This window comes from Terriglobus albidus (assembly GCF_025685425.1).
GTDB classification, from domain to species: domain Bacteria; phylum Acidobacteriota; class Terriglobia; order Terriglobales; family Acidobacteriaceae; genus Terriglobus; species Terriglobus albidus.
In genome coordinates, this window is record NZ_JAGTAS010000054.1 from 116,138 (window position 1) to 140,541 (window position 24,404).

Annotated in this window: 17 protein-coding genes; 9 read left to right on the forward strand and 8 right to left on the reverse strand. The window is 58.2% G+C overall.

Going from position 1 to position 24,404, the window contains the following annotated elements; translation table 11 throughout:
• Nucleotides 1-42: 42 nt before the first annotated feature.
• The 4 genes from OHL21_RS13505 (at nt 43) to OHL21_RS13520 (ending at nt 3,295) form a co-directional block, all read left to right on the forward strand.
• Nucleotides 43-525, forward strand: coding sequence for a lipocalin-like domain-containing protein (locus tag OHL21_RS13505; RefSeq protein WP_263417806.1), 483 nt, complete (start codon nt 43-45; stop codon nt 523-525).
• Nucleotides 526-866: 341 nt separating this feature from the next.
• On the forward strand, nt 867-1,193 hold the full coding sequence (locus OHL21_RS13510) for a PadR family transcriptional regulator (RefSeq protein ID WP_263417807.1): 327 nt from the start codon (nt 867-869) through the stop codon (nt 1,191-1,193).
• The gene (locus tag OHL21_RS13515) at nt 1,190-1,909 is read left to right on the forward strand and encodes a hypothetical protein (RefSeq protein ID WP_263417808.1); all 720 of its coding nucleotides are present in this window, start codon (nt 1,190-1,192) and stop codon (nt 1,907-1,909) included. Before OHL21_RS13510 ends, OHL21_RS13515 begins: the two co-directional genes overlap by 4 nt.
• 375 nt (nt 1,910-2,284) lie before the next feature.
• Nucleotides 2,285-3,295: a tetratricopeptide repeat protein gene (locus tag OHL21_RS13520; RefSeq protein WP_263417809.1), complete on the forward strand. Its 1,011-nt coding sequence runs from the start codon at nt 2,285-2,287 to the stop codon at nt 3,293-3,295.
• 345 nt (nt 3,296-3,640) lie between these two features.
• Here the strand turns inward: OHL21_RS13520 and OHL21_RS13525 are convergent, their stop codons facing one another.
• The 4 genes from OHL21_RS13525 to OHL21_RS13540 form a co-directional block, all read right to left on the reverse strand.
• Nucleotides 3,641-7,276: a TonB-dependent receptor gene (locus tag OHL21_RS13525; RefSeq protein WP_263417810.1), complete on the reverse strand. Its 3,636-nt coding sequence runs from the start codon at nt 7,274-7,276 to the stop codon at nt 3,641-3,643.
• A 133-nt stretch (nt 7,277-7,409) separates the two neighbouring features.
• The gene (locus OHL21_RS13530; protein ID WP_263417811.1) at nt 7,410-9,332 is read right to left on the reverse strand and encodes an FG-GAP-like repeat-containing protein; all 1,923 of its coding nucleotides are present in this window, start codon (nt 9,330-9,332) and stop codon (nt 7,410-7,412) included.
• 520 nt (nt 9,333-9,852) lie between these two features.
• The gene (locus OHL21_RS13535; RefSeq protein WP_263417812.1) at nt 9,853-10,245 is read right to left on the reverse strand and encodes a cupin domain-containing protein; all 393 of its coding nucleotides are present in this window, start codon (nt 10,243-10,245) and stop codon (nt 9,853-9,855) included.
• A 9-nt stretch (nt 10,246-10,254) separates the two neighbouring features.
• On the reverse strand, nt 10,255-12,387 hold the full coding sequence (locus OHL21_RS13540) for a transketolase C-terminal domain-containing protein (RefSeq protein ID WP_263417813.1): 2,133 nt from the start codon (nt 12,385-12,387) through the stop codon (nt 10,255-10,257).
• Between the two features lie 133 nt (nt 12,388-12,520).
• Between OHL21_RS13540 and OHL21_RS13545 the strand changes: the two genes are divergently transcribed.
• Nucleotides 12,521-13,471, forward strand: a complete 951-nt coding sequence (locus tag OHL21_RS13545; protein ID WP_263417814.1) for an NAD-dependent epimerase/dehydratase family protein — start codon at nt 12,521-12,523, stop codon at nt 13,469-13,471.
• 383 nt (nt 13,472-13,854) lie between these two features.
• Here the strand turns inward: OHL21_RS13545 and OHL21_RS13550 are convergent, their stop codons facing one another.
• The 3 genes from OHL21_RS13550 to OHL21_RS13560 all read right to left on the reverse strand — a co-directional run bounded on the left by OHL21_RS13550 (nt 13,855) and on the right by OHL21_RS13560 (nt 16,743).
• Complete coding sequence (locus tag OHL21_RS13550) at nt 13,855-14,889, reverse strand: SMP-30/gluconolactonase/LRE family protein (protein ID WP_263417815.1); 1,035 nt, start codon at nt 14,887-14,889, stop codon at nt 13,855-13,857.
• 131 nt (nt 14,890-15,020) lie between these two features.
• Nucleotides 15,021-15,818 carry an IclR family transcriptional regulator gene (locus OHL21_RS13555; protein ID WP_263417816.1) on the reverse strand — a complete coding sequence of 266 codons (798 nt, stop codon included), beginning with the start codon at nt 15,816-15,818 and terminating at the stop codon, nt 15,021-15,023.
• Between the two features lie 13 nt (nt 15,819-15,831).
• On the reverse strand, nt 15,832-16,743 hold the full coding sequence (locus OHL21_RS13560) for a sugar phosphate isomerase/epimerase family protein (RefSeq protein WP_263417817.1): 912 nt from the start codon (nt 16,741-16,743) through the stop codon (nt 15,832-15,834).
• A gap of 271 nt (nt 16,744-17,014) precedes the next feature.
• On the opposite strand from OHL21_RS13560, the gene OHL21_RS13565 reads away from it, so the two are divergent.
• The 4 genes from OHL21_RS13565 to OHL21_RS13580 all read left to right on the forward strand — a co-directional run bounded on the left by OHL21_RS13565 (nt 17,015) and on the right by OHL21_RS13580 (nt 21,966).
• Nucleotides 17,015-17,797, forward strand: a complete 783-nt coding sequence (locus tag OHL21_RS13565; RefSeq protein WP_263417818.1) for an SDR family NAD(P)-dependent oxidoreductase — start codon at nt 17,015-17,017, stop codon at nt 17,795-17,797.
• A gap of 53 nt (nt 17,798-17,850) precedes the next feature.
• A complete protein-coding gene (locus OHL21_RS13570) occupies nt 17,851-18,606 on the forward strand; it encodes an SDR family NAD(P)-dependent oxidoreductase (protein WP_263417819.1) in 756 nt (251 codons plus the stop codon).
• A gap of 367 nt (nt 18,607-18,973) precedes the next feature.
• On the forward strand, nt 18,974-19,327 hold the full coding sequence (locus OHL21_RS13575; RefSeq protein WP_263417820.1) for a PadR family transcriptional regulator: 354 nt from the start codon (nt 18,974-18,976) through the stop codon (nt 19,325-19,327).
• Nucleotides 19,324-21,966 (forward strand): ABC transporter permease, encoded by a 2,643-nt coding sequence (locus OHL21_RS13580; protein WP_263417821.1) that lies wholly within the window; start codon nt 19,324-19,326, stop codon nt 21,964-21,966. Before OHL21_RS13575 ends, OHL21_RS13580 begins: the two co-directional genes overlap by 4 nt.
• Before the next feature lie 4 nt (nt 21,967-21,970).
• Here the strand turns inward: OHL21_RS13580 and OHL21_RS13585 are convergent, their stop codons facing one another.
• Entirely contained in the window at nt 21,971-24,262 is a 2,292-nt protein-coding gene (locus tag OHL21_RS13585) for an outer membrane protein assembly factor BamB family protein (RefSeq protein WP_263417822.1), read from the reverse strand.
• Nucleotides 24,263-24,404: the final 142 nt, after the last annotated feature.

Here is a 24,404-nt window from a genome sequence, read left to right on the forward strand (position 1 = left end):
AATCAAATTGTTCTTGCAGTGGCGCGTTGTTAGAGTTGCCCCATGAAACGGCATCTGCTCCTGCTCACTGCACTTCTGCTTGCCCCGCTCTCAGGCATGGCACAGACATCTTCGATCGTAGGCACATGGATCCTCACCGCTGCGGATAAGCTAATGCCGGATGGGACGAGAGTCTCCGATTACGGGCCGGATCCCCATGGCCTGGTGATCTTTACCGCCGATGGACATTACTCCGTCCAGATCTATCGCAATGACCGTGTGAAGTTTGCCTCGGGCGACAGACTGAAAGGCACGCCGGAGGAGTATCGCGCGATTGCAACTGAGATGAGTGTTCACTTCGGCACCTATACCGTCGATACAGCAAAGCACACCATCAGCTTCCACATCGATCGTGCCTCGGTTCCGAACCAGGATGACACGACGCAGGTGCGGGCTTATGAGCTGCAGGGAGATGTTCTCTCGTGGAAGGTCGCGGCACGGCCGGATGGATCGATTCCGATTACGGTGTTGAAGCGGGTGAAATGAAGGGGTGTGGCTAATCTATTTGCCTGCCTAGGATTGGGTGGGAGGGGCGCGCTTCAGCCCGCCCATATGTAGCGTGTAAGAGATTGGGCTTTAGCTCCGGCCTTTCTTCATCTGCAAGAAAAGGCCCAGGGCTAAACCCTCATTCGTTTTTTGTGCGTATCTCAGCGGGCTGAAGCCCGCTGCTCCCACCAGATCGCGCTTCCCGCGAATCTCCCACTCACGTTCCGCATCACCACCCAGCGAACAAGTTCGTCGAGGCCGCACCTCTGCGCTTCTCCCAAAAGAAATTTCCTGCCTGCCTTGACACTCGCATCCATTACTCACACAATGTAGTACTAACAATGCTTGGAGAGTTTGAGTACCTGATCATTACGGCGGCAGCGGGGCTTGGCGAGCGGGCGTATGGCGCTACCATCCGCGAAGAGATTGAGGCCAGCGGCCGAAGCTGTTCGATTGGTGCGCTGTACACCACCATCGATCGGCTGGAGGCGAAAGGTCTGCTGAAGACCTGGATGAGCGATGCCACACCCGAACGCGGTGGCCGCGCCAAGCGCATGGTAAGCATTACACCCAGCGGTGTGAACGCGGCGAAAGAGTTCTATGAGACGGTGATGCGGATCAGCCGCGGAGCCTCATGGGTGGCAAACCAGAGCAGGAGTGTTCTATGACAGGCTGGACCATGGTGGAAGTCATCGCTTCACGTCTTCTGGAACGCAATGAGTGTGAGGCAGTGCTTGGCGATCTGGCGGAGACACGTGAAAGCACATGGTCAGCCATGCTGGATGTGATGGGTCTTGCGATTCGCCGTCACGCAACGCCGTGGCGCAATCTGGCGCCGTGGGTTGCTGCCTTCGGCCTGGCGCTGCCGTGCAGCCTGCTGTTGATGGGGCTGTCGGTCTCAATCAGCGCGACCTATCAACGGCTGTTCAATACCACGGTTCTGAAGAACACGGGCCTCGCACTTGGACCAGGCGTCGCCCTTTTGATCTGGAATGTAATTCTGCTGATCGGCTGGTCGTGGACCGGCGGCTTCGTGATGGGATCCATTTCACGCAAGACCGTTCGCATCAGTGTGCTGATGTCTTCGCTTCCCTGCGTCTTCTGCATGGCGCGTTTTCATGTGGAGTCACTCTCACGTTTCTGCCTACTGCTCTTTCTTCTTCCCGCAGCGTGGGGAGTCTATCGAGGTTTGCGGCTCACACGCATTTACTTTCCTGCGGCGCTGGTGCTTGCAGTCGGTATCACGCTACTGACGATTCCCATGTGGCGCAGTCCCGGCGCATGGCTTCCTAACTGGGCGCTGAGCTGGCCGGCGTGGTACCTGGCGCTGACTGCGTGGAGAAGCTCCAGGCACTCAGAGAGCGCACGGCCGCTGGCCACCTGACACACACTGGTATCAGGCCGCGTCCTGCGGCTGCACCCGCCGTCGCTGCGAACCGGTACGGAATTCCCTACGTTAAAATTCGCGATTTTTCTAAAAGCGCGGAACCAACGTCCCCAATGGAACGTATCAGCGGGCGTACGTCGCAATACCGCGCGGCAGTCTTAGCTCGAAATCAGGATCTATAGGCTTCACACCTTATCTCTGAGGAGCACTCCCATGTCGACTGCTCGCATAGCCCCTTGCGTCTTAAAGCATTTTCCCTGTAGGTACAGAGTAGGGCGTCCGCATCCATGGGCGTTTTCCGCAATGAAAACGCCGCTGCACGCCTTTTCCGGGATACCCAGCAACAGGAAAAATGCGATAAAACGCCTGGCGATGATCTGGCTCATCGTTGCGGCACTTCCTCTGCTCTTCTTTGATAGCGCTATCGCGTACGCACGTCCCGCGATGCAAGCGAGCCTCAGTACAGAACGTACCGCCAAACCTGTACCGGCGACGACGCAGCAGATGTATCGCAAGCTGATTCAGCAAGCCGAACAGCGAAATGATCCACCTGCGCGACAAGGCTATCTATGGGCGGTACTGGCCGCGTCCTATCACGACATCGGCGATATTGCCGGTTCACAACATGCCTATGAACGCGCATTGCCCTTGCTGGCACAATCGCCGCAGTCACGCGACAACTATGCCACAGCCCTCGATAATCTTGGGAGTATCTATCTCGAGCTCGGCAATATTGCCGACGCAGAGAAGGTGAGGACACAGGCCTTTCATCTTCGCGAAGAGATGGGCAATCCCATTGACCTTGCCCGTGGCCACGAACATCTCGCCGAGGTGCTGCTGGCGCGCCATCGTTTCAAAGAGGCAGAGCAGCATGCTCGTGCCGCCTACGACACGCTCTCTGTCAATCCGGAGCCCGATGATATGGATGCTCCTACGGCCGAGCACCCGCAGTACACGGCGAGGCACGGCAACACCATGCTCGCCGCATTGATCACGCTGGTCTTTGCAAAATGCAACCAATCGGAGCTCCAGGAGTGTCTGCAGGCAGCAAAGCAAGCCGACGAAGTTGCAAGGAAGGAGTTCCCTTCCGGATCGCTGGAACAGGCACACGCCGCTATGGCGTTAGGCTTTGCGCAGTGGAAGACAGGAGATGTCTCCACCGCTGATCAGACCTTGCGTAGCGGCATGGCCATGATGAAGTCAAGGCTCGGCGAAGGCCATCCGCTCGTACTTGATTCGATGTATGAATACCGGGAGTTCCTGCAGGCACAGCACCGCAAGGCGGACCTCTCATCGCTCGATCATCAGATCAGGGATGCGAAAGAACATCGTCCGGCGGCGGCGTGCGCGAATTGCACGATTAGTGTGTTTGCATTGCGGTAGGGAGAGATTCGAGCGAAGTTCATGAGAATTAGTGACCAAGCTTCGGTGCCTCAGCGGCTAAGCCGCGTGTTCTTCGCCTCTGTACGGGACGGCTCTAAGCCGCTGAGGGCATGTCAGCGGCAAGATCGGAGTGCTACGCGCGATACTGTTCTTCGCTGAAAGCGAAGAATGGTACCAAGCAGGTCGTTCGCTAAACACCCCATCCAGCAAGCTGGCTGGGAGGCTCCGTATGCTCAGGATGACAGGCCTGGAAGAATATGGGCTGTCGAGTTGCCGCCGCTCTGCCCCAAACAAAAAATAGCCGTGCCGCTTTCGCGGCACGGCACAGGGGGCGTGTACAACGTCTTAGAAGTTGATACGGGCAGCGAGCTGCAGCAGCCTGGGCTCGTTTACCTGGGTTGTGATCTGTCCCTGTTGCGCCGAGCCGATGGAGGTATTCGGCGCGCCGAACTGGACACGGTTGAACAGGTTGAACGACTCGACACGAAGCTGCAGGATCACTTGCTCGGAGATGTGCGTGTCCTTGAACAAAGCGAGATCGAAGTTCGCTATGCCTGGAGCACGCAGTGTGTTATCGGTACGGGATTCGTTGCCGAACTTGAAGTTGCCCGGAGCAACGAAGCATGAGGTATTGAAGTATCCGCTGTTGGAGAACTTATCTCCCAACCGCGACTGCACACTGCCTCCAATGGTCTTAGTGCAACCCTGGACCACATTCGGACGTGTCGTACCGCCAAGCGAGTAGGTGCTGACGGTGTTTGAGGCCATGGTGACGCCCAGGGGATATCCCTTCTGGAAGGTGGTGACGCCGTTGAAGCCCCAGCCGGAGACCAGTTTGTCCATCACGCCACTGACGCCGGCGGCAAAGTGCTGCCCGTAGCCGAATGGCAGTGAGTAGACGTAGCTGACGGTGAGACGCTGGCGCGAATCATAGCCGGAGAGCGCGTACTCTCCACCCAGGTCGTTGTTGTTTTGATAACCGGGAGCTCCGGTTGCCTCGAGCCACGAGGTGAGCGACTCGGCATTTGCCAGCAGCTTCGAGAAGGTATACGAGCCGAGCAGCACGCCGCCCGAGGTAAACCTCTTCTCCATCTTCATCTGCAGCGCGTTGTAGTTGCTGACGCCTACATAGTTACCCGTATTAGAGATGGCGCCGTATTGAGGGAACGGACGATAGAGCTGCGTGGAGTTGATGGTTGCATACTGCTGCGACCCCTGATTGAACAACGATCGGTTAAACGGATTCGCAACGGTTTTGGTGAGGAAGCAGGCGCTCGACAGGTTCGCGGTTGAACCCACGCAGTTGGGATCGCTTGCGGCCTGGTTCAGATACGAGGCTGCGACCTGGTTGATGCTGTGGCTGATCGGCAGGTGAGATCCGTGCAGACCTGCATAAGCCGCTTCCAGGGCAACACCGAGCGGAAGTTGGCGTTGGATGGCGAAGTTCCACTGGTAGGTGGCGCCGTTCTCTTCATACTTCTGCAGCGCATTGGCGGAGCCGCCAAGCAGCAGGTTCTGGTAATTAGCGCCCCGGCCGGGAGCGGGCGTAATGCCGCTGGGCAATGGGTTATCCAGCGTAGCGTTTGGAGTCTTGCCGGAGTCGAGCGTCGTTACAGGGTTATTGGTGATGTATGAGAGAGGCGACTGTACCGGCGATTCCGGGAACTGCAGGATTGCCGGAATCACGAACTTGCCCCACCCGGCGCGAATGACCGTCTTGTCATCAGGTCTCCATGCCAGGCCGAGCCGTCCCGAAAAGTTGGTGAAGTGCTCGTCGCGCGTCCCCTGTCCTGGAGAAACCAGATCATAGGCGCCAGTAATTGCACGGCCGTTGATCGTGATAGCACCGAGAACTGGATTTACCTCGTTGGGATTGAAGGTGGCGATCAGGTTGTTGGTTTCGCGGAAGGTTCCCGGAATCTCATAGCGCAGACCGACATTCAGAGTCAGCTTCGGCGTCAGGTTCCAGTTGTCCTGCACGTAGTAGCCCTGGTAGTAGATGGTGCTGAAGGTCGGCGGAGCGATCTGCACAACACTGGCAGAGGATGCCTGATCAACCATGTAACCCATCAAGAAGGAGGCGAAGGGATGTCCGCCTGCCGCGTTGTTTGCGAACGATGACATGAAGGGATTGAACTGGAACGATCCACCCGGGCTGTTGTTCTGGAAGTACTTCATCTCCATGCGGCGCAGATCGACACCGGCCTTGATGGTGTGGGCTCTGATGGTCTTCGTAATGGTCGGAGCAATGACGTAATTGTTATTGACCGAGAAGATGTAACCGGTGCCGATCCCGTTGACCGTCGGGTTGGACAGAGCAATCGCTGGAACAGTGGTCGAGCTCGGCACGTTGTTCAGACCGGAGATGGTTCCCATATACGACGGGAAGCCGAGTTTGGTTTCGTCATATCCCAACGTTCCGGGCGTACGGACGTAGTTCCAACGAGTGAAGGAGAGCCGCAGATCGCCCACCAGGGTCGGACTGAACATATAGGAGTCACCGATGACCGTTTGATAGGTCTTGAACGACTCGGGCGAGATGGGGTCACCGGAACGAAGCCCGTTCTTGTACGGCTCCGATGCGGCGTTGCTTGAGTTCCACTGCGTATAACGGCCGAAGAGATTCTGCTTATCGCTGATCTTGAAATCGACGCGGCCGTTGTACTGATCGTTCGTGCCGCCGGAGCCGGCATAGGCTACAAAGTTATTGGTCACTCCGGAACGTGTGGGCTGCGCGTAGTACGGGAAGGCGAGTAGGTTGGTGGCCACCTTGCTCCAGCGAGCCTGCGGAATGACGTTGTTCGCGTACGGCGTGCGCGGTCCGGTATAGCCGGCACACCCCTGGCCAGCCGATGCAGTACCACCGCATGGATCATAGATCTGTCCGGCGGTGGCTACGGAAGCGGGGCTGCCCGCTGCGTTGGCGCAATAACCGGTTGCGGAGTTGATGGTGCACAGCTCACTAAAATCGCCGGCGCGCATCTTCACTGTCGGCACAGTGTAGTTATAGAGACGCTTCTGCGCCTGCCGGTAACCCTGATAATCGAAGAAGCCGAAGACCCTATCTCTGAAGATCGGGAAGCCGACATTCCCACCGAACTGGTTCTGGTGGTAGGGGTTCTTGCCAAGGACGTTTGCCGGAACATCGGTATGCTTTGCGAAGTACGGGGTCGAGTTAAAGATCGTATTGCGGACGTACTCGTATACGGTTCCGTGGATCTTATTCGAACCTGACTTGCTGGCGATGTTGATAACGCCGCCGGTGTACATGCCGTACTCGGCCGTGTTGTTGCTGGTCTGAACGCGAAATTCCTGGACAGCGTCCTGCGACGGCACAAGAATCGTGGCGTTGCCATAGGAGACGTTCACCGGCGCGCCATCGTAGAGCGTGGAACTCTGATTGGCGCTGCCACCGCCGATCTGATAGTTACCGGCAGCGAATACGTTCTGGCCGGTCAGATTGCCCGATGAGCTGCCCTGCGGAACCACTCCGGGAACAAGGCCGACCAGTGCGAGAACGTTTCTTCCATTCAGCGGTATGTCGGTCACGGCTTTGCCCTGAACGACCTGACCAAGAGAGGCATTCTCCGATTGAATGATCGGCGCCTGCGAGGTGATGGTAACCTCTTCCGTTGTTTCACCAATCGCGAGCTCTACATTTTCACGAGTTGCCAGAGCGACCTGCACCTCAACAGGGTTGTGGGTGTAGCGTTTGAAACCGCTCCTCTCAACCGTGAGGGTGTACTCACCGGGAATCAAAGATAGGAACTGGAAGTCGCCGTTATCAGCGGTGGTAATGACCTTCTTGTCTCCAGTTGCATTGTTTGTCAGTGTTACCTGGGCGCCCGGCATTACCGATCCACTCGTGTCAGTGACCGTACCCACCACAGACCCGGCAGCGCTCTGTGCCCATGCGTGAGGAGCAATCCCCACCAGACACAGAAGGAGCATGCACAGGAGTGCTAATTTGATACCTTTCATTGCGTTCCTCCCAAATGGCCGTATCCGTTGCGGCCCCGGTTTGTTTTTTTCAACTGCCTGCGACAAAGCGCCGGCTGCTTAATTGCTCTTGCGGCTTCGCACCAGAAAATGAATCAATGATTCCGATCGCCGGTTATTGGCTGCCGGTCTTCTTCTGCTGTCTTGTGCTCCAGAAGATGTAAGTGCCACTCTTCGTGGAGGTGACAAGATCGATGTTTCCGTCCCCTTTCAGGTCGACCGCCAGAACATCCGATCCTCCACCGGAGAGGTTATGAACCAGCTCCGGCTCAAAGCGCGCGCCACCGGGGCTCTTCTTGTCGCGGACGGTGCGATACACGTACAGCACCGGAGGACCGTAGGGATCTGGATCGTAGTAGTCATCCAGATGGGACCAGTAGCGCTTGGCCACGACGAAGTCAGGGATGCCGTCTCCATCCACATCCGCGATCGTGGAAGCATGCGGCTCGGTGAAGACCACGCCGCCTGCACTCTCCGATGGAAGATGTCCCATGACCTGATGCGGGATAAAGGTGATCTCGCCGGAGGCGGACCGCTTCTGCTCGAACCAACTGATGCCCCATCCATGCGCCTGCATGGAGGTGATGACATCGGGGAGTCCGTCACCGTTGATGTCGTAGACACCGATCTTCGCGCCGCCGGCGGAGGTGCGTCCCCACTTCCCGAAAGGAGCGGGATGATAGGTCCACTTCGTTTCGGCGTCGTTCTGGGCAGGCTGTTCCCACCAACCGTACGCGCCGACGATGTCGATACGCCCATCGCCATTGACATCACCGGCGCCGACGCCATGCGCGGGCCAGGGACCATGCTCGCTGACCTTATGAACGATCCACTTGCCGGTAGGGTTCGAGGGGTCCGGCTTGGCGTAGCACATGTAGCCGCCGCCCATGTACACCAGCTCCGGCTTGCCATCCTTGTCGACATCGGCCAGCACCGTCTCTTCGCTGTCGATAGGAGCGACGACGGTGAACTTCTCCCAGCGCCGTGACTCTCCCTTTGGATTGACGTAGAGCACGGCTCCTGTCTGACCGCCACCCGCGTGGCTGGTAGTAATCACGTCAGGCCATCCGTCACCGGTGAAGTCTGCGGCGTGCTGCACCCAGTCCTCCATCGAGTAGTTGGTAGAGGCGTTCACGACCTGCGCGGGATAGATCTCGCGCGACTGAGTAAAGTCAGGCCCGAAGTAGATAAAAGGGCCGGAGACGATATCGAGCTTGCCGTCATGATTGAAATCGGCAGCCGCAGCCGACCAGCCGTAATAGAACTCGTTGATCCGCTGCATACGAAAGTTAGGGCTGACCTGCTCTCTGGGCAGAGTCTTGATCGCAATGTCCTTGTAGGCGATGGCGCGGAAGTGAACGGTCCCACTCCCGACGTAGAGCGCGAACGGACCATAGCCACTCATGTTTTCGGTCGCAACACTTACGGCATCTCCACCGTCGTTGAAGAATGCCCGCAGAATATCGGCATCGAGAAGCACCTCTACGTCGTTCCACTCACCGGCGCGTAAACCATGAACCGGACGCTGCAGAGGCGCCGTTACCCCCGCTGGCATCGGCACAGGCTCAGGAGGATTGAAACGACGGGCAGGTGTGCCAGGAGCGGGCGCAGGAGGCGCAAAGCGAATCTGGCCTCCGGCAAAGCGAAGCTGGGTATGGTCCGCCAGCTTGCCGGACTCATCGAAGGTGGCATGGTAGCCGGCCAGCTCCTGCGGCCGGATCGAGAGCAGATCTCCGCTCATACCGCTTGCGCTTTTGGCTGTGCGCATCATGATGCCCGCATTGCATTCGCCTTCGCAGCGGAACTGCAGATAAACGGCACTGTCCTGTGCAGGCTTGTTGAAGACCAGCAGCCCGCTGCCGGTACCGGTGATCTCGCCATTCGAGGCGGACCACTGCGCGCCGCCCACCTGCTGCCATCCAGACAGAGACGAGCCCGTAAAGATGCCATCAGGAGCAAAGCTTGGGGACTGCGCGACAAGCCCGGCAGACATGCTTACGGACAATGCGGAAGCTGCTAACAGGTACGACCGTCTCATTTATGTCGAGCCTCGAAGAATGTTGGCTGCTGTCGCATAAGCTGCAATTTAGATTGCGTATTATGCAAAAGCCATTTTTGAAACGGAGCCATCCTAGCACCGGGATGTGGCATTGTCGAGAGGCGAATTCATGCATTTTTTGCGGCTTGGAATTTCGCAAAAGAGCACGCCAGCGCGTGTATGCAGGGCGATGCCGTGGCGGTATGCGTGACAACGCACGACTTCTGCGAGTCATCGTTGGCTTGATTCCTTGACCTTAGTTGGGTGGGAGCAGCGGGCTTCAGCCCGCTGATAATGCACAAAACAGAATGGGCTTTAGCCCCGGGCCCTCTGCTGAAATTTGGAACCAAGCCCAGGGCTAAAAGCCCAATTTCTGATGACCCCGTAAACCGTGGGCTGAAGCCCACGGCTCCCACCGATTCGAGCTGCGCTCGAATAATTCATTCCAGCGAACAAGTTCGCTGGGGACCCCGAACCTTCAGGACGGCAACGTTACGACAAAAACTTCTGAGACCGCACACTAACCTGCATCTGGAAAGTCGACGTCTTCAAAGAAGGCATAGTTCTTGAGACTTGCCGGTGGAGCAAAGAAACACGCGACCTTCATCTCCACATCGGATAGGTTCTGCAGCATGTGGATCTCGCCCTGAGGAAAGAGAACGGCGGAGCCGGTCTGCACCTCCGCAACCTCGCCATTGACCAGCACGCGGCCGTGGCCGCTCAGGATGTAGATCACCTCTTCGCCATCGGGATGCGAGTGGGCGGGGCGTACCTTTTCTCCGGGAGCTACGCGGATGACCGCCATCGAACAGTACTTCGCGTCGCTGTTCTTTGGCGTGACCACCCAGCGCAGGTTTCTGCCGGGTAGATCGAGCTCTTCGACCGCGCTCTCATGAATTACTTTGACTGCCATAAGTCTCCCTTAGTCCCCCGCAACGGCCTGCTGTACCGCCGACGCGATCTTTGCAGGCGTCAGACCGAAGACCTCAACTAGCTCTTCATAAGTGGCGGAGTGGATGAACTGTTTGTTGCCGTCTGCATCCAGCGTGTTCACCGTGAAGACACGGTTGAGCGAATCGAGCCTGGCGGAATCGCGATGGCGATACAGCACTTTGAGGAAGTTCTGCCAGAGATATCCGTTGTTCTGTTCGGCGAAGAAGATGGGAAGGCCGGTCTCATACAACCGCAACAAGAGCTCGTCATCGACCGATGGCATATCCACAACCATCACATTCACACCCGCCTTCTCGCACAGATCAGCGGCTCCAAGAGCCTCATGCACTCCCCTGCCGGCGCTGATCACGATGGCGCGGTCACTTTCACTCTGCCGCAGAACGTAGCCCTTGCTGTACTCGAACTCGTAGTCACCGTCATAGAGCACTGCCGAGGGCGTACGCATCACCCTCACATACACCAGGCCCTTATTCCCTTCCATCACCCACTTCATGATTGAAAGCAGCTGCTGCGGACAGGAGACATCGATGATCTTCAGATGCGCGACCGCGTCGAAGGTCGTGGCGTCATCGTTGCCCATGTGGGTGGCGCCGTTGGTGCGGGTCTCAAAGTTAGCGGCGGTGGCCAGGAAGGTGATGTCGAGGCCGTGCCCCTCGCTCAGCCAGCCGTCCGCGGCCTCCATCGTCTCCAGACGTTCCTGGTGCCCGACTGCAATCCGGCGAAGCACCTGCCAGTTGAAGAATGGGCAGAAGGTGCTGCACCAGGCGTTATAGCCCAGCGCTCCGAATGCCTCGGACATCAGCATCATGTTCGCTTCGGCGACACCGGCGTTGAGAGCACGCGCCTGGTCAACTGCGGCGATACCGCTCTCCAGACCACTGGTCGAAGCCAGGTCGGAGTCAATCGACACGACACGTGGATCGCGGGCAAAGACCTTCATCCCCGCTGTCACCACTTCAGCGGCGCTGTAGCTCTTGTTACGGTCGAGCTTGGGAAGCGCGGCAGCGTCGTAGCGGATCTGCTTATCGCGCGGCGGAACTCGTTTTGTCAGAACCGGACTCATCACTTGCCCGAGGAAACCGACGCTGTCGTCGACTGCAAGATTCATGCCGGCAGCAGCCTGCAACAGCAGCTCGTGGACGGAGTCGTTTCCGGGAAGGCTGTCGAGCAGATCACGGAACTCGGCTGCCCGCGCCGCACGCTGCTTCTGCTGCATCTCCACTTCCTGCGCAAACAGGGCGTCGGGCACTGTGACCTTGTGCTTGTTCAGGAAGTCGGAGAACGCTCCAAAGCCTTTCTTGGAGTTGCAGACGATCACGGTCGGCCTTCCATTCCGCGGACCGTAGCGGAAGGCAGTCAATGCATCGAAGACTCCGTCAAAGCCGGTGGCGTCCACATTGAAGGCATTCCATCCGAACGACCGGAAGACATCGGCGAGCGGGGGCATGGGATAGAGCATGCGGTCATGAATATCGAGCTGGCCGTGGTTACGATCGACCAGAACACACAGATTCTCGAGGTTATGCTGCGAGGCATACATGATGACCTCCCAGCAGGAGCCCTCCTGCAGCTCTCCATCACCCACCATGCAGTAGGAATCGAAGCGCGGGCTGCGTTTGCCGGCAACAGCGAAGCCCTCCGCAACACCAATTCCCTGCCCCATGGGGCCAGTAGCAATATGGACTCCGGGCAGGACCGGGCCAGGGTGGCCGTTCAGCAGGCTGCTGTGTGAGCGGGAGTTCTTCAGCACGTCGGCGGAGAAGTAACCCAACTCCGCATAGATCGAGGCCATTGCCGCGACAGCATGTCCCTTGCTGAGGGTGAAGATGTCCTGTCCACGACGCGTGGGATCTTCGATGTCAAGGCGCAGAAACCCGCCGTAGAAGAGGGTCACCATGGGCAGAATAGCCGAGAAAGCGCCGCCAGAGTGCAGCCCCTTATCCACTGCATCGCGGCTCTGTTCCAGCGTAAGGATGCGGATGTCGGAGTCCTTAATGGCAAGCAGCTTCAGTATGCCCTCGCGATATACCGACTCGCGGTGCAGCGAGAGATCTCCTGAGACAGATCTGGAGACAGCAGTCGACAGTACAGGCATGCTCATCGCCGGGTCCTTCCATGCAAGAGTATTTGCATAATACGCAATATTAATTGCGTTATGTGGAGCAAAGTATATGGAGTGGTTCCTGCTATCGTCAAGCAGTCCGTAGTACCTGCAAAACGGAGACAATCGATCTATGCGCGTTGTGATCATCGGCGGTTCCGGCCACATTGGCAGCTATCTGACACCCAGGCTCGTACGCGCGGGACACGAGGTTTTCTGTGTCACCCGTGGCGTGAAGTCTCCCTATCGGCCCGATCAGGCGTGGAAGTACGTCCAGCACGTCGTGCTGGACCGTGATGCGGAGGAGGCTGCCGGCAACTTCGGCGAGCGCATCGTGGCGCTGAATGCGCAGGCCGTGATCGACTTGACCTGCTACACACCGGAGAGTGCCGCTCAGCTCGCCGAGGCGCTGTTGGGCCGGTTGGAGCACTTTCTGCACTGTGGCACCATCTGGATTCACGGCCATAGCTGCCAGGTGCCGACGGCCGAAGATGCTCCACGATCGCCATTTGGCGAATATGGCATCCGGAAAGCTGCCATCGAAGACTATCTGCTGCGGCTGGCACGAACCAAAGGCTTCCCCGCAACGCTGCTGCATCCCGGTCACCTGGTCGGCACCGGTTGGAATCCCATCAATCCGCAGGGCAACTTCAACCCAGATGTCTTCACCACGCTTGCACGGGGCGGTGCACTGCCTTTGCCGAACCTGGGCCTGGAGACCGTGCACCATGTACATGCTGACGATGTGGCGCAGGCATTTGTACAGGCGTTGGCGCACCGAAGCGTTGCGCTGGGAGAGAGTTTCCATGTGGTCTCTGCTGCAGCTTTGACCTTGCGAGGCTTCGCTGAGGGAATGTATCGCTGGTTCGGCCAGGAGCCGCGGCTGGAGTTCTATTCCTGGGAGACGTGGACGACGATGGTCAGCGAGAAAGATGCGCGCGCAACGTGGGATCACATCGCGCATTCTCCGAACTGCAGTATCGAAAAGGCGAAGACACTGCTCGGCTATCAGCCCCGTTACACCTCCTTCGAGGCAGTGCAGGAGGCAGTGACAGATATGCAGCGGCGCACAGTAATTGAATGATAGAAGAATTGAATGATTGAATAAGGGGTCCGAGCTTCGCTCGAATCTCATAACCGGCACATCAGTGTAGAAGGAAAATCAATTCAGTTCGCGCTATGCGCGAATGCCTTGCTTAAGGGGACGGCTTTCAGCCGTCCCGTACTGAGCCCAGAAGAGATGCGGCTTTAGCCGCTGAGGTCAGCTTGTCCATTTCTATCGAGTGTTCTCGGAACAAGCGAGAAACCCCGTACCTCAGCGGCTAAAGCCGCTGTTTTCGTGGAACCTGTACGGGACGGCTGAAGCCGTCCCCTTAAGCAAGGCATTCGCACCTTCGGTGCGAAGCGGATGCGCTGTGCACGAGCAAGGCCTTGTTCAATCCTTCAATCATTCCATCATTCACTTATTCAATCATTCAATTCCGTTCCATTATTCCAGTGCACCATGGGAAGTCCCGCAACCGGGCTTTGGAAGTACGGGATATTGTGTGCCCGCAGTGAACCGATATAGACGGTCTTCAGATCTGGACCGCCGAAGGTGACGCTGGCCATCCATGGAGCGATACCTCGGCCCGTGGCGAAGAGAACATCCTCTGTCACAGCGCCGGCCCGGAACTGGTCTTCGAGCGCCTTTACTTTGACCGGATCTCCCTCATCCAGCAGGACACGCAGATCGCCCTGCGGCGTAAGCACAAAGAGCTTGTCCGAGTAGACACAGGTGCCCCAAAGATTGCCGATGCTGTCAAAGGCAATGCCATCCGGCCAGGCGCCGGTCCCGAGGCTGCTGGGGCCGAAGATCTCGCGCTCGCCCAGCGTGCCGTCGTCGTGAACGCGAAGACGGCTGATGCAGCCACCCGTCGTCTCGACGACATACATATACTCTTCCTTCGCATCCATACGGATCTCGTTGGTGAAGTGGAAGCCCTCGGCCATGATGCGGAACTTGCCATCGATGTAGCGGGCGATGTAGCCATCGGGAAGATCGGGACGCAATGCGTGCATCCAGTTCTTGATCCTGGTGGAAACCGTGATCCAGATACGGCCCTTCGAGTCCCGCAGAACGAAATTGACCTTGCCGATTGCTTCTCCCTCGATGCTGTCGGCCAGCACTTTGGATTCTCCCGTGCGGGTCATAATCTCCAGGCGGTCGGTGCCGAAGTTCGAGATCAGGATGTCGCCGTTCTCGGCGAAGGCAAGACCGTTCGGCAGCGTTCCGGTCAGGTAGCGGGTCGCTTCGCTGTCGGCTTTCGCGAAGTACGATGAGATCTTTTGGGTAATGATCTGCTGACTGCCGTCATGCCGCAGACGAACAACACCCCCGCGCGAATCGGCCGACCACAGTGTCCCATCCTTCTCCGCCAGGATGCACTCCGGACGTTGCAGGCCTTCCCCGATGTACTGCAGCTTCGATGTATCGATCCCGAAATCCAGGATTGGATTCATTCTTCCTCCGTTGCTTATAACGCAATCAATATTGCGATATATACAGCAACCAAAGCAAGGCCGGAGCCACAGATTCCATGAAAAACGCGCCCTGCGACAGGGCGCGTTCGTGAATCAAAGATACCGAAGATCTATTCCTCCTCGTCGGAGGTCTCCTCGGTGATGCTGAGCCGTTCGCCGATCTTCTTCGCACACTGCACTACGCGTTTGGAGTGGGCGGCATAGTGCTCTTTCAGGAAGCGGGTTGCGGGCGCGGAGATGCCGATGGAACCGACGATGGATCCATCGTGCAGGCGGATAGGAGCAGCGATGCAGCGCATGCCTTCCATGTACTCGGCCTCGTCTGTCGCATATCCCCGCTGCCGGATCGACTGGCACTCCTTCAGCAACGCCGGAAACGAGGTGATGGTTGTCTTTGTGAACTTCTGCAGCGATGAGCCGAAGGTATCCTTTAACTCTTCATCATCGAAGTCCGCGAGAAGCGCCTTTCCGTGGGCGGTAGCATGCAGGGGAACCAGTTCACCGGTCTGTCCGGCGACGGCGATCACGCGGCGGGCGTGGACTGAATCAATGAAGAGCGCGTTCTTTCCTTCGCGAACGGCGAGGTGGGCGGTCTCATTCAGACCGCCGGCCAGGTCCTTGAGCTCCTGATGGGCCACGCGGACGAGCATCTTGCTCCAGTCATACTGGCGCGAGAGCGTCCAGATCGCGGAGCCAAGGATGTAGTCTTTTCGGCCCGCGGGCGTGGAGAGGAAGCCGCGGCGTCTGAGGGTTTGCGCCAGCCGGAATGCACTGCTACGGTCAACATCGAGCAACTCTGCGAGCTCGCCCAGATTTACCGGGTGTTTTGACATTGCCACGGCCTGCAGGATCGTCAGGCCGCGGTCGAGACTTTGAATGAATGGGACCTGTGCGGCTTTTTTCGCCATGTACCTACTGTACTCAAACCCTGAATCCAACTCCTATCGACTTCAGGTAGTCCCTGCTTTGCTGGGCCAGGGTAGCGGAAGGGGTCGAGGAGGGATTCTTAAAATCGTTATCTAACTCGACCATTACCATACCACTAATCTTTCTGCCGTCCATCAGCTTCAGGATGGCGGGCACATCGACCTTCCCCCGGCCGAGCGGGCAGTAGCCCAGCAGGTGGTCGTCGTTCCCGTCAAAGTCCTTCAGATGCATGTGCTGCACGATGGGGAGGAAGTCCTTGACGACCTTCACGGCGTCCTGGCCTCCCTTGGTCAACTGGCCCACATCGGGGCCGAATTTCAGGTGGCGGGTATCCACGGCCTCCAGCACGGCGTAGGTCTCGTCCCGGGACTCGATGCAGGTTCCGGTGTGCTGATGCAGGACCGGAGTGAGCCCCTCTTGCTCGACCGTCTTTGCCAGTTCGTTGAGCATGCTGACGATATCGCTCTTGGTGGCGGCAAAGTCGTAGGTATCCCGCTTCACCGGGTTGGGGCCGACGACGAAGATGCGGCCTCCACACTCCTTAATAAGACCGCACCACTCCTTCGCCTTTGTGAGCTGCTCTTCTTTCCGCGATGGGTCCGTCAGGTTCACGGTGCAATAGCCGGAGATCAGCGGAAGGTTTTTTGCCTTCAGCACTGGCGCCAGACCGCCCCGGGCCTTCCATTTCGACAACACATCACCAAATGTCTCAAAGCCGTAGAATCCCAACGAGGAGACGGAGTCAACGGCTTGCTCGATCTGGTCGTTCCTCCAGGTGATGCCTGTGTATCCCACATGGATCTGCAGCTTTTTGGCCGGTGCGGCAAAAACGGGTGGACACACGGCGGCAGCCGTGATGCCGGCTGCTCCAAACAACAGCTCACGGCGGGTAAAAGGGCGAGTCATGCAGGCCTCCCTGGCGAAGCTTTCGATTGCACATCACGCAATTTTATTTGCGCGGAACGCAACTACTCTGCCCTGCCGGAGATATGCCTGTCAAGGATTCCCTGGCCGGATAGATACGCGGCATGAAGTCTGCGTGAAGAAAATCGGTGCAAAATTTAGGCTTTGCGATATTGCACTATACGCAATATACTTCTCTCGTTACGCAACCGAATCAAAGCGATCGAAAGCGGATCCAAGGATGAAGTGCTGTAACTCTGCGGAAGGAGCCGCCTTGCCAGATTATTCAAGCTTTCAACTGACGGACAAAATCGCCGTTGTGACGGGCGCCTCTCAGGGAATTGGCCGGGCGATCGCGATCGGCCTTGCGCAGGCCGGCGCACACCTTGTACTGGCCAAGTATCCCGGCCCCCGCATGGAAGAGATCGAAGCGGTCAAACGTGAGATCGAAGGCCTGGGAAGAAGGGCGGAGATCGTCATCACCGACGTCAACAAGGTCGCGGACTGCGAGGCCCTCATTCAAAAGACCGTGGACCACTTTGGGCGTGTCGACATCCTGGTAAACAATGCAAGTTGGACCGGGACGGGCGACGCCGTGGATGTCACAGAAGAGGAGTACGACAAGACCTTCGACGCCACCGTCAAAAGCCTCTTCTTTGCGTCGCAGGCGGCGGGCAGGGTGATGCTGCAGCAGCCGGAAGGTGGGCGCATCATCCATATCGGTTCCAACTTCGGTGAGATTGCCTTCAAGAAACGCGCGGTCTATGCCGCGGCAAAGGCTGCGGTCCACCACATGGCCAAGGCGCTCTCACTGGAATGGGCCGGCAAGGGAGTGCTAGTGAACACCGTCGCACCCTGTATTACGGAGACCGAGTCGCGGAAGAACATCCTCGAGCGCCCTGGATATAAGGAGTGGGCGACGCAGGAGATGATTCCCCGCGGACGCTGGAACCAGCCGGAAGACCTCGTCGGCGCTGTACTCTTCCTCTCCAGCCCTTTTGCCGACATGATCGTCGGCCACACCTTGATGGTCGATGGCGGATGGACCATTCACTGAAACACAACCAGCAGATATCCCAGGCAGTAGAAGATTGGGAAGGGTCACTCATTATGAAGCTGCAAAAGAAGATCGCGATCGTTACCGGAGCGGGCCAGGGGATTGGACGCGGTATCGCAGAAACATTCGCCCGAGAAGGCGCTGATGTGGTCATCAATGATCTGCACATTGATTCGCGGACCGAAGAGGTGAAGCGATATGTCGAGTCCCAGGGGCGCCGATGCATCGTGGTCGCCGGCGATGTCTCGCAGCGCTGTCACGTGGAACGCCTCTTCGATGACACCTGGGCACAGCTCGGCCCTGCGGACATCCTGGTGAACAATGCGGGGATTGAGACTATTGTTCCCTTCACCGAACTCACCGACGAACAGTGGGATGCGGTGACGCAAACCAATCTGAAGAGCGAATGGATGTGCGCCCAGACGTTCTGCAAACGCCTGATCGCTGAAGGCCGCAAGGGCGCCATCATCAACATTGGTTCTATCCAGGCCGCGCGTGTACTGCCGGGACGTACGCACTACGCGCCCAGCAAGTTGGCGGTGGAGGCGCTGACCCGCAACATCTCCGCGGAGATGGGCGCTCACGGTATTCGGGTGAACTGTATCCATCCGGGATTGATTGATACACCGATGATTCGCTGGGTCTTGGAGAGTCCGGAGATTCTGCCGCAGGTGGTGGCACAGATCTCTCTTGGACGTCCAGGCAAACCCTGCGAGATCGGCTCCGTCGCGGCATTTCTGGCGTCGGATGAAGCAGCCTATGTCACCGGCCAGTCGCTGTATGTCGATGGCGGCTGGGTCGGCAAGTAAAGCTGCATCTATATCCTTTCGCCATTTTGCAGCGTTCGGGAGCCCCAGCGAACCTATTCGCTGGGGCGATGAGTGAAGGACCTGCTTTTTCAAAGCTTCGGATGCCACAGCTCTTCATGATTGATATCGGATCTTTAGATTCACCACGCCAAGGTGTATCGATAGGTTCGCCTTTTACTGAAGAATTATGGAGCGGGCCTTCAGCCCTTGGATTTCAATATGCCCGAAACCTGGGGCGTTGCCCCAGGCTGATATAGGACGCGCCTTCAGCGCTATTGCCGCATGCTCCACCTCTCCACCCTTCTTCCCATAGAAATCCGAGTGGTGTATTATTTCCTTCCAATAGAAGTTCGAGGGGAGAAGGGCTATGCCGGGAAAGACCCAACCACAGAGTGAGATGCTGAAGGGCACGTTGGACATGATGATCCTGCGGACACTTGTCAGCGGTGACGCCCATGGGCACACCATCGCGAAGGTCATTGAGCACACCTCGGAGAATCTTCTGGAGGTGGAGCAGGGCTCTCTCTATCCGGCGCTGCATCGGCTCGAAGACCGGAAATGGGTCTCGTCCTACTGGGGCGCGAGCGAAAACAATCGCAAAGCAAAGTTCTACCGGCTGACAGCGGAAGGCCGTAAGCAACTGGCTCGCGAGACCAGCCGCTGGCGCCAGATGACGCGAGCGATCGGTCTCGTGATGGGTGAAGAGGGAGGCGCGCAATGAGCTGGCTGAGATTCCTTCGCCGTAAACGCAAGGATGCCGAGTTGCAAGCCGAGATCGAGACCTATCTATCGGAAGAGATTGCCGGCAACCTGGCGCGGGGCATGTCCGAGGAGGAGGCACGCCGGCGGGCGCGGGTGAAGCTCGGCAACTCGCAGCAGGTGCGCGAGTCGCTATGGGTGCAGAACTCTCCCATGCCATTGACCAATCTCGGTCGCGACTTAAAGTACGCCTTCCGCACGCTGCGCCGCACGCCCGGATTCTCCGTCATTGCGGTTGCGGTCATGACCTTGTGCATGGGAGCCGCCATATCGCTTTTCACGATTGTGCGCTCGGTGCTGCTGAGGCCACTTCCTTTCAAGGACCCTGGCCGGCTGGTGGTTGTCTATGAACACCGCCGAGGAAACGCGCCGGCTAACAGCTACACGCAGGTTGCGCCTGCGGACTTTTACGATTGGCGAGCCAAAACTCATGGCTTTGAAGATATGGCCATCATTCGTTATGCCGGGTACAACCTGACTGGCGAACGGAATGAGCTGCCGGAGTCAGTCCGCGCCGCCGCAGGCTCATGGAACCTGTTTCAGCTTCTGGGAGTGACGCCGGCGTTTGGCCGAGCCTTCAGTGAGCCGGAGGACCGGCCGGGCAGTACCGCCGTCATGCTAAGCTGGAGCGTCTTTCAACGGCGCTTTGCCGGTGATCCCGCTATCGTCGGTCATCAGATTCATCTCGATGGCCGTCCCTTCACGGTAATTGGAGTGCTGCCTTCCTGGTTTGCCTATCCCGATGCCGGTATCCAGTTATGGCGTCCCTATCAAGCGGACGCCACGCCGGAGTTCTTACAGCATCACGATTTCCATCAGAGCCAGGTCATCGCGCGGCTGCGCCCCAGTGTAAGCCTTGCGAGCGCCCTGGAAGAGGTTGGTGCAGTTCAGTATCAGCTCCATCTGCAATATCCGCATGACCCCGTGGCGGAAGATGTCACTTCAGGTTCGCTCAACGAGGACCTTGCCGGAAATGTGAAGAAGCCTCTCAACCTGATGATGAGTGCTGTCGGCTGCATGCTGTTGATCGGCTGCCTCAACGTCTCCAATCTGCTGGTTGCGCGAGGTGCGGCACGGCAAAAAGAAGTGGCCATCCGCAGTGCTCTCGGAGCAAGGCGAGCCACGTTAATACGCGAGCAGTTGGCCGAGAGCGTGCTGATCTGCGGGGCCGGGTGCGTGGGTGGTATTTCCCTATCGGTACTTTCCACACGGTTGCTTGCGCAAGCGTGGAAAGATCTGCCTACCGCACAAGACATCTATATCGACGGACCTGTGATCGCATTTGCGAGCATTCTGATGATCACGGCGGCGCTGGTCGCCGGCCTGCTGCCCGCACTCTCGACAACGGGCAAGGCGATGATGAATGCTCTGCACGCCTCCGCGCGCACCGGAGCCGGCAGTGTTTCGCGTACAGTGCTGCGGAAGATATTGCTCACGGCTGAGATCGGAATCACGGTCGTCCTGCTGGTCTCCGCCGGCCTGCTGCTCAAAAGCTTTCTGCGGCTGCGTTCCGAGGATGTGGGCTGCATCACTCAAAATATGCTCACGCTGCAGTACAACCTTCCGGGGAAGAAATACGATACGCCGGAGAAACAAAACGCCTTCAATGAAGCGCTGTTGGAACGCGTGAGAAATATGCCGGGCGTACGCGGCGCCGCACTGGGAAACACCGTTCCGGGAGCGGGCTACTGGGGAGACTTTGTATTCACAGTGCAGGAGCACCCGCCGCGCAAGGCCGGCGAAGAACGGCCGGAGGGGCTGATGCGCTGGGCCGATCCAGGTTACTTCAACGCCCTTGGCATTCCGCTCGTGAGTGGCCGGTTCTTCACGAATGATGAACGCGGTACTCGCGCGTACAAGGTGATCGTGAACCGCCAGCTTGTACGAAAATACTTCGGCGAAGAGGATCCCATCGGCAAACATCTGAACGTTCCGGCGTATCCTCATGCCGGAACGCCCGGTATCGCCGATTACGAGATCGTTGGCGTTGTCGGCGATACGTTGTATCAGGTTGGAAAAGACCCGAAGGCAGCCCTGTACTTCCCGATGCTCGCAGGCACCAGCTCCCAGACGCTCGCGGTGCATACAGCATCCGCCCCGCTATCGTTCTCGGTTCCAGTACAAAGGCAGATTGCATCTCTCGACCCGGAGCTTCCGGTTTCGCGTGTGCGCACCATGGACGAGGTCATCGGTGCGTCGTTGGTGAACGCAAGCCTTAGCGCAAGACTGGTGCTTGCCTTCGCCATTCTCTCGTTACTTCTGGCTGCGGTGGGGCTATATGGAGTGCTGTCGTACCTGGCCGCACAGCGGACCACGGAACTCGGTATCCGCATGGCACTCGGCGCGCAACGCGATCAGCTTTTGCGATTGATGCTCGGCGATGGCATGCGTCCGGCGCTGCTCGGGTTAGGACTTGGCCTGGCGGTAAGCGTCGTAGCGACACGCCTCTTTCAATCGATGCTCTTCGGAACGAAGCCTTTGGATCCCGTGGTTCTCTCCTGCGTGGTTGGCACCTTGTTTGCGGTCGCCATTCTGGCCTGTCTCATTCCCGCATGGCGAGCTTCCCGGTTAGATCCAATGCAGGCGCTCCGGACCGATTAGAGCATTATCTCCTGGTCACAGGCAGAGCGAAGACGTAGTAGCCCTGCGTTGTCTTTCCTCCTGCAGGCTCGGCGCTTCCCTGGTTAGGCTCCGAAGGCTGCTGATCGCCTACGGGTATCCGTTCGGGGTTAGGACGAGCGCTGATCGCAATATATTCCCTGCCGGCAACCTCGTAGACCGTGGGAATACCCTCCGGGCCTGCAGGCACAGAGAGCTCGCCGAGCTGCTTGCCTGTGTCCTTGTCGTAGAAGTGCAGCTTACCGTCAGACTTGGTCGGCACGATGATCAGACCGCCTGCGGTGACCGTAGCTCCTCCGCGAGGCCAGAAGCTGCCGGTGCCGGTGATGCCTTTCTCGGCCAGCGCAGTCACGTCTCCGATGGGAATCTTCCATTTGATCTCGCCCTTGTTCATGTCGTAAGCCGTCAACGATGACCATGGCGGACTGATGGCCGGCAAGCCATCAGAAGAGTTCATGTAGCCGTAGCCGGTCCAGTACCGCATTCCTCCGGGGCCTAGCTTGCCGGTGGTCGCCGGCGGAGGAGCCATGAGCCGGGCCAGCACGTCTGGGGCGATCTTCGCCTTCTCAGGCGACTTCAGATAAGCGATCAGACGATCGATGTCGTTGTCGTCGAGATCGGTCAAGGCCGGCATCGGAGGCAGCCCCGTCTTAACCGCAGTGCGCACACGATCCGCTCCCGCGCGCTGGATCACGCCATCGAGCGAAGGAATCGCGGGCGGCTGTCCTTTGCGGTCTTCGCCATGGCAGGCACGGCAGTTCTGCAGATACGTCACCATACCGGCGTTCTCCGGCGGACCGGTCACAACGCGCTTCGGCGGCTTGGCCTCCAGATGCAGCAACGACGGAGCATCCTTCGACATGACGTAGAAGGTGGCGGTCGAGGCATCTACCGCTCCCGATCCCCAGTTGGCGCCGCCATTGTTCCCAGGCGTCTCCATCGTGGTGCCCAGGGTCGGTGGAGTATAGATACCCTCCTGGCGCGCCTCCGCGACCTGCTTACGGATCGCTTCCCGCTCCTTCGAGTCGGCGATGTAGGGGTTCACCATCTCTGGAGTGAACGCCTGCCGTGCGAATGGAGGAACATGTGTGGGAATGGGCTGAGTCGGCCAGGACTCCTCTCCCGGCACGTCAGACTTAGGCACAGGCCGCTCTTCAATCGGCCAGATCGGCCTACCGTTGGTTCGATCGAGAACGTAAACGAATCCGTTCTTGCCGGCCTGCACGACGACGTCCACACTCTTGCCATCGTGTTGGATGGTCAACAGCTTCGGCCCCGTCATCAGGTCGTAGTCCCAGAGATCGTGGTGCGTCGTCTGAAAGTGCCAGAGATATTTGCCGGTGCGTACATCGAGTGCCAGGATGCAGTCGGAGAAGAGGTTTGCACCCTTGCGGTCGGCGCCGTAGAAATCGTACGTCGGCGAGCCCAATGGGAAGTACGCAATTCCGCGTTTCTCGTCGATGGAGAACTCGCCCCAGTTATTCACGCCGCCAACGTACTTGTATGCATCCTTTGGCCAGGTGTCGTAGCCCATCTCGCCGGGATGCGGAACGGTGTGGAACTGCCATAGGAGCTTTCCGGTGACGACGTCGAAGGCGCGAAGATCGCCCGGCGGCGACTCGTACTCCTCCCCTGTCGCGGAGCCGGTGATGTAGAGGTTCTCAAAGACGCGTCCGGGCGTTCCGGACTCGATCTGGCGGATCGACTTCGGGTCGCGGCCCAGACCTTCGCGCAGATCCACAGCCCCGTTCTTCCCAAACATCGCGATCTCCTTACCGGTGCGTGTATCCAGCTCATGGATCTCGTTGTTCATGTGGAAGATCAGGCGCCGGTCTGAGCGGTCTTTGCTCTCCCAGTACGCCATGCCGCGATGCGAGATCAATCGCGGGTTATTGGTGTGATAGCACCAGATCTCGCTGCCGTTCGTAGCATCCAGTGCGGCAATGTCGTTGTCTTTCCCGTAGACAAACATCACGCCGTCTACCACCAGCGGATTGGAGCCATACCGGAAGCCGTTGTTCCCGGAGGGATAAAACCACACCTGCTGCAACTGCCCTACATTCGAACGATTGATCTGCTTCAGGCTGGAATACTGCGCATCGGCGTTGGAGCCGCCATAGGCGAGCCATGAGCTGGAAGCCGCAGATTGAGCCGGGCCGGAGGCAGTCGCCGCCTCAACCGCAGAGGTTGAGAGGCGTCCATACAGAAACCCAGCGCCTGCAACCAATACTCCGAAAACGGCGACATACTTTTCTTTCGGCAGAAATTGCATCGACATGCCTTCTTGTTACAGCTACAGACACATGGGAGGTGCGGACACCGCCGAAACGGCCGCCGCACTCGCGGGACGATTACGGATCTAATTTATTGCGTATTATGCAATTTATATTGCTTATTACGAGGTCGAATACTAGCAATCT

Coding starts and splice junctions, on each gene's coding strand:
- OHL21_RS13570 (WP_263417819.1), top strand. CDS start 17,851: ATGAAGCTGCAAAAGAAGATCGCGATCGTTACCGGAGCGGGCCAGGGG.
- OHL21_RS13525 (WP_263417810.1), bottom strand. CDS start 7,276: ATGAAAGGTATCAAATTAGCACTCCTGTGCATGCTCCTTCTGTGTCTG.
- OHL21_RS13585 (WP_263417822.1), bottom strand. CDS start 24,262: ATGTCGATGCAATTTCTGCCGAAAGAAAAGTATGTCGCCGTTTTCGGA.
- OHL21_RS13550 (WP_263417815.1), bottom strand. CDS start 14,889: ATGAATCCAATCCTGGATTTCGGGATCGATACATCGAAGCTGCAGTAC.
- OHL21_RS13555 (WP_263417816.1), bottom strand. CDS start 15,818: ATGGCGAAAAAAGCCGCACAGGTCCCATTCATTCAAAGTCTCGACCGC.
- OHL21_RS13545 (WP_263417814.1), top strand. CDS start 12,521: ATGCGCGTTGTGATCATCGGCGGTTCCGGCCACATTGGCAGCTATCTG.
- OHL21_RS13530 (WP_263417811.1), bottom strand. CDS start 9,332: ATGAGACGGTCGTACCTGTTAGCAGCTTCCGCATTGTCCGTAAGCATG.
- OHL21_RS13560 (WP_263417817.1), bottom strand. CDS start 16,743: ATGACTCGCCCTTTTACCCGCCGTGAGCTGTTGTTTGGAGCAGCCGGC.
- OHL21_RS13510 (WP_263417807.1), top strand. CDS start 867: ATGCTTGGAGAGTTTGAGTACCTGATCATTACGGCGGCAGCGGGGCTT.
- OHL21_RS13520 (WP_263417809.1), top strand. CDS start 2,285: ATGATCTGGCTCATCGTTGCGGCACTTCCTCTGCTCTTCTTTGATAGC.
- OHL21_RS13535 (WP_263417812.1), bottom strand. CDS start 10,245: ATGGCAGTCAAAGTAATTCATGAGAGCGCGGTCGAAGAGCTCGATCTA.
- OHL21_RS13515 (WP_263417808.1), top strand. CDS start 1,190: ATGACAGGCTGGACCATGGTGGAAGTCATCGCTTCACGTCTTCTGGAA.
- OHL21_RS13580 (WP_263417821.1), top strand. CDS start 19,324: ATGAGCTGGCTGAGATTCCTTCGCCGTAAACGCAAGGATGCCGAGTTG.
- OHL21_RS13575 (WP_263417820.1), top strand. CDS start 18,974: ATGCCGGGAAAGACCCAACCACAGAGTGAGATGCTGAAGGGCACGTTG.
- OHL21_RS13540 (WP_263417813.1), bottom strand. CDS start 12,387: ATGAGCATGCCTGTACTGTCGACTGCTGTCTCCAGATCTGTCTCAGGA.
- OHL21_RS13505 (WP_263417806.1), top strand. CDS start 43: ATGAAACGGCATCTGCTCCTGCTCACTGCACTTCTGCTTGCCCCGCTC.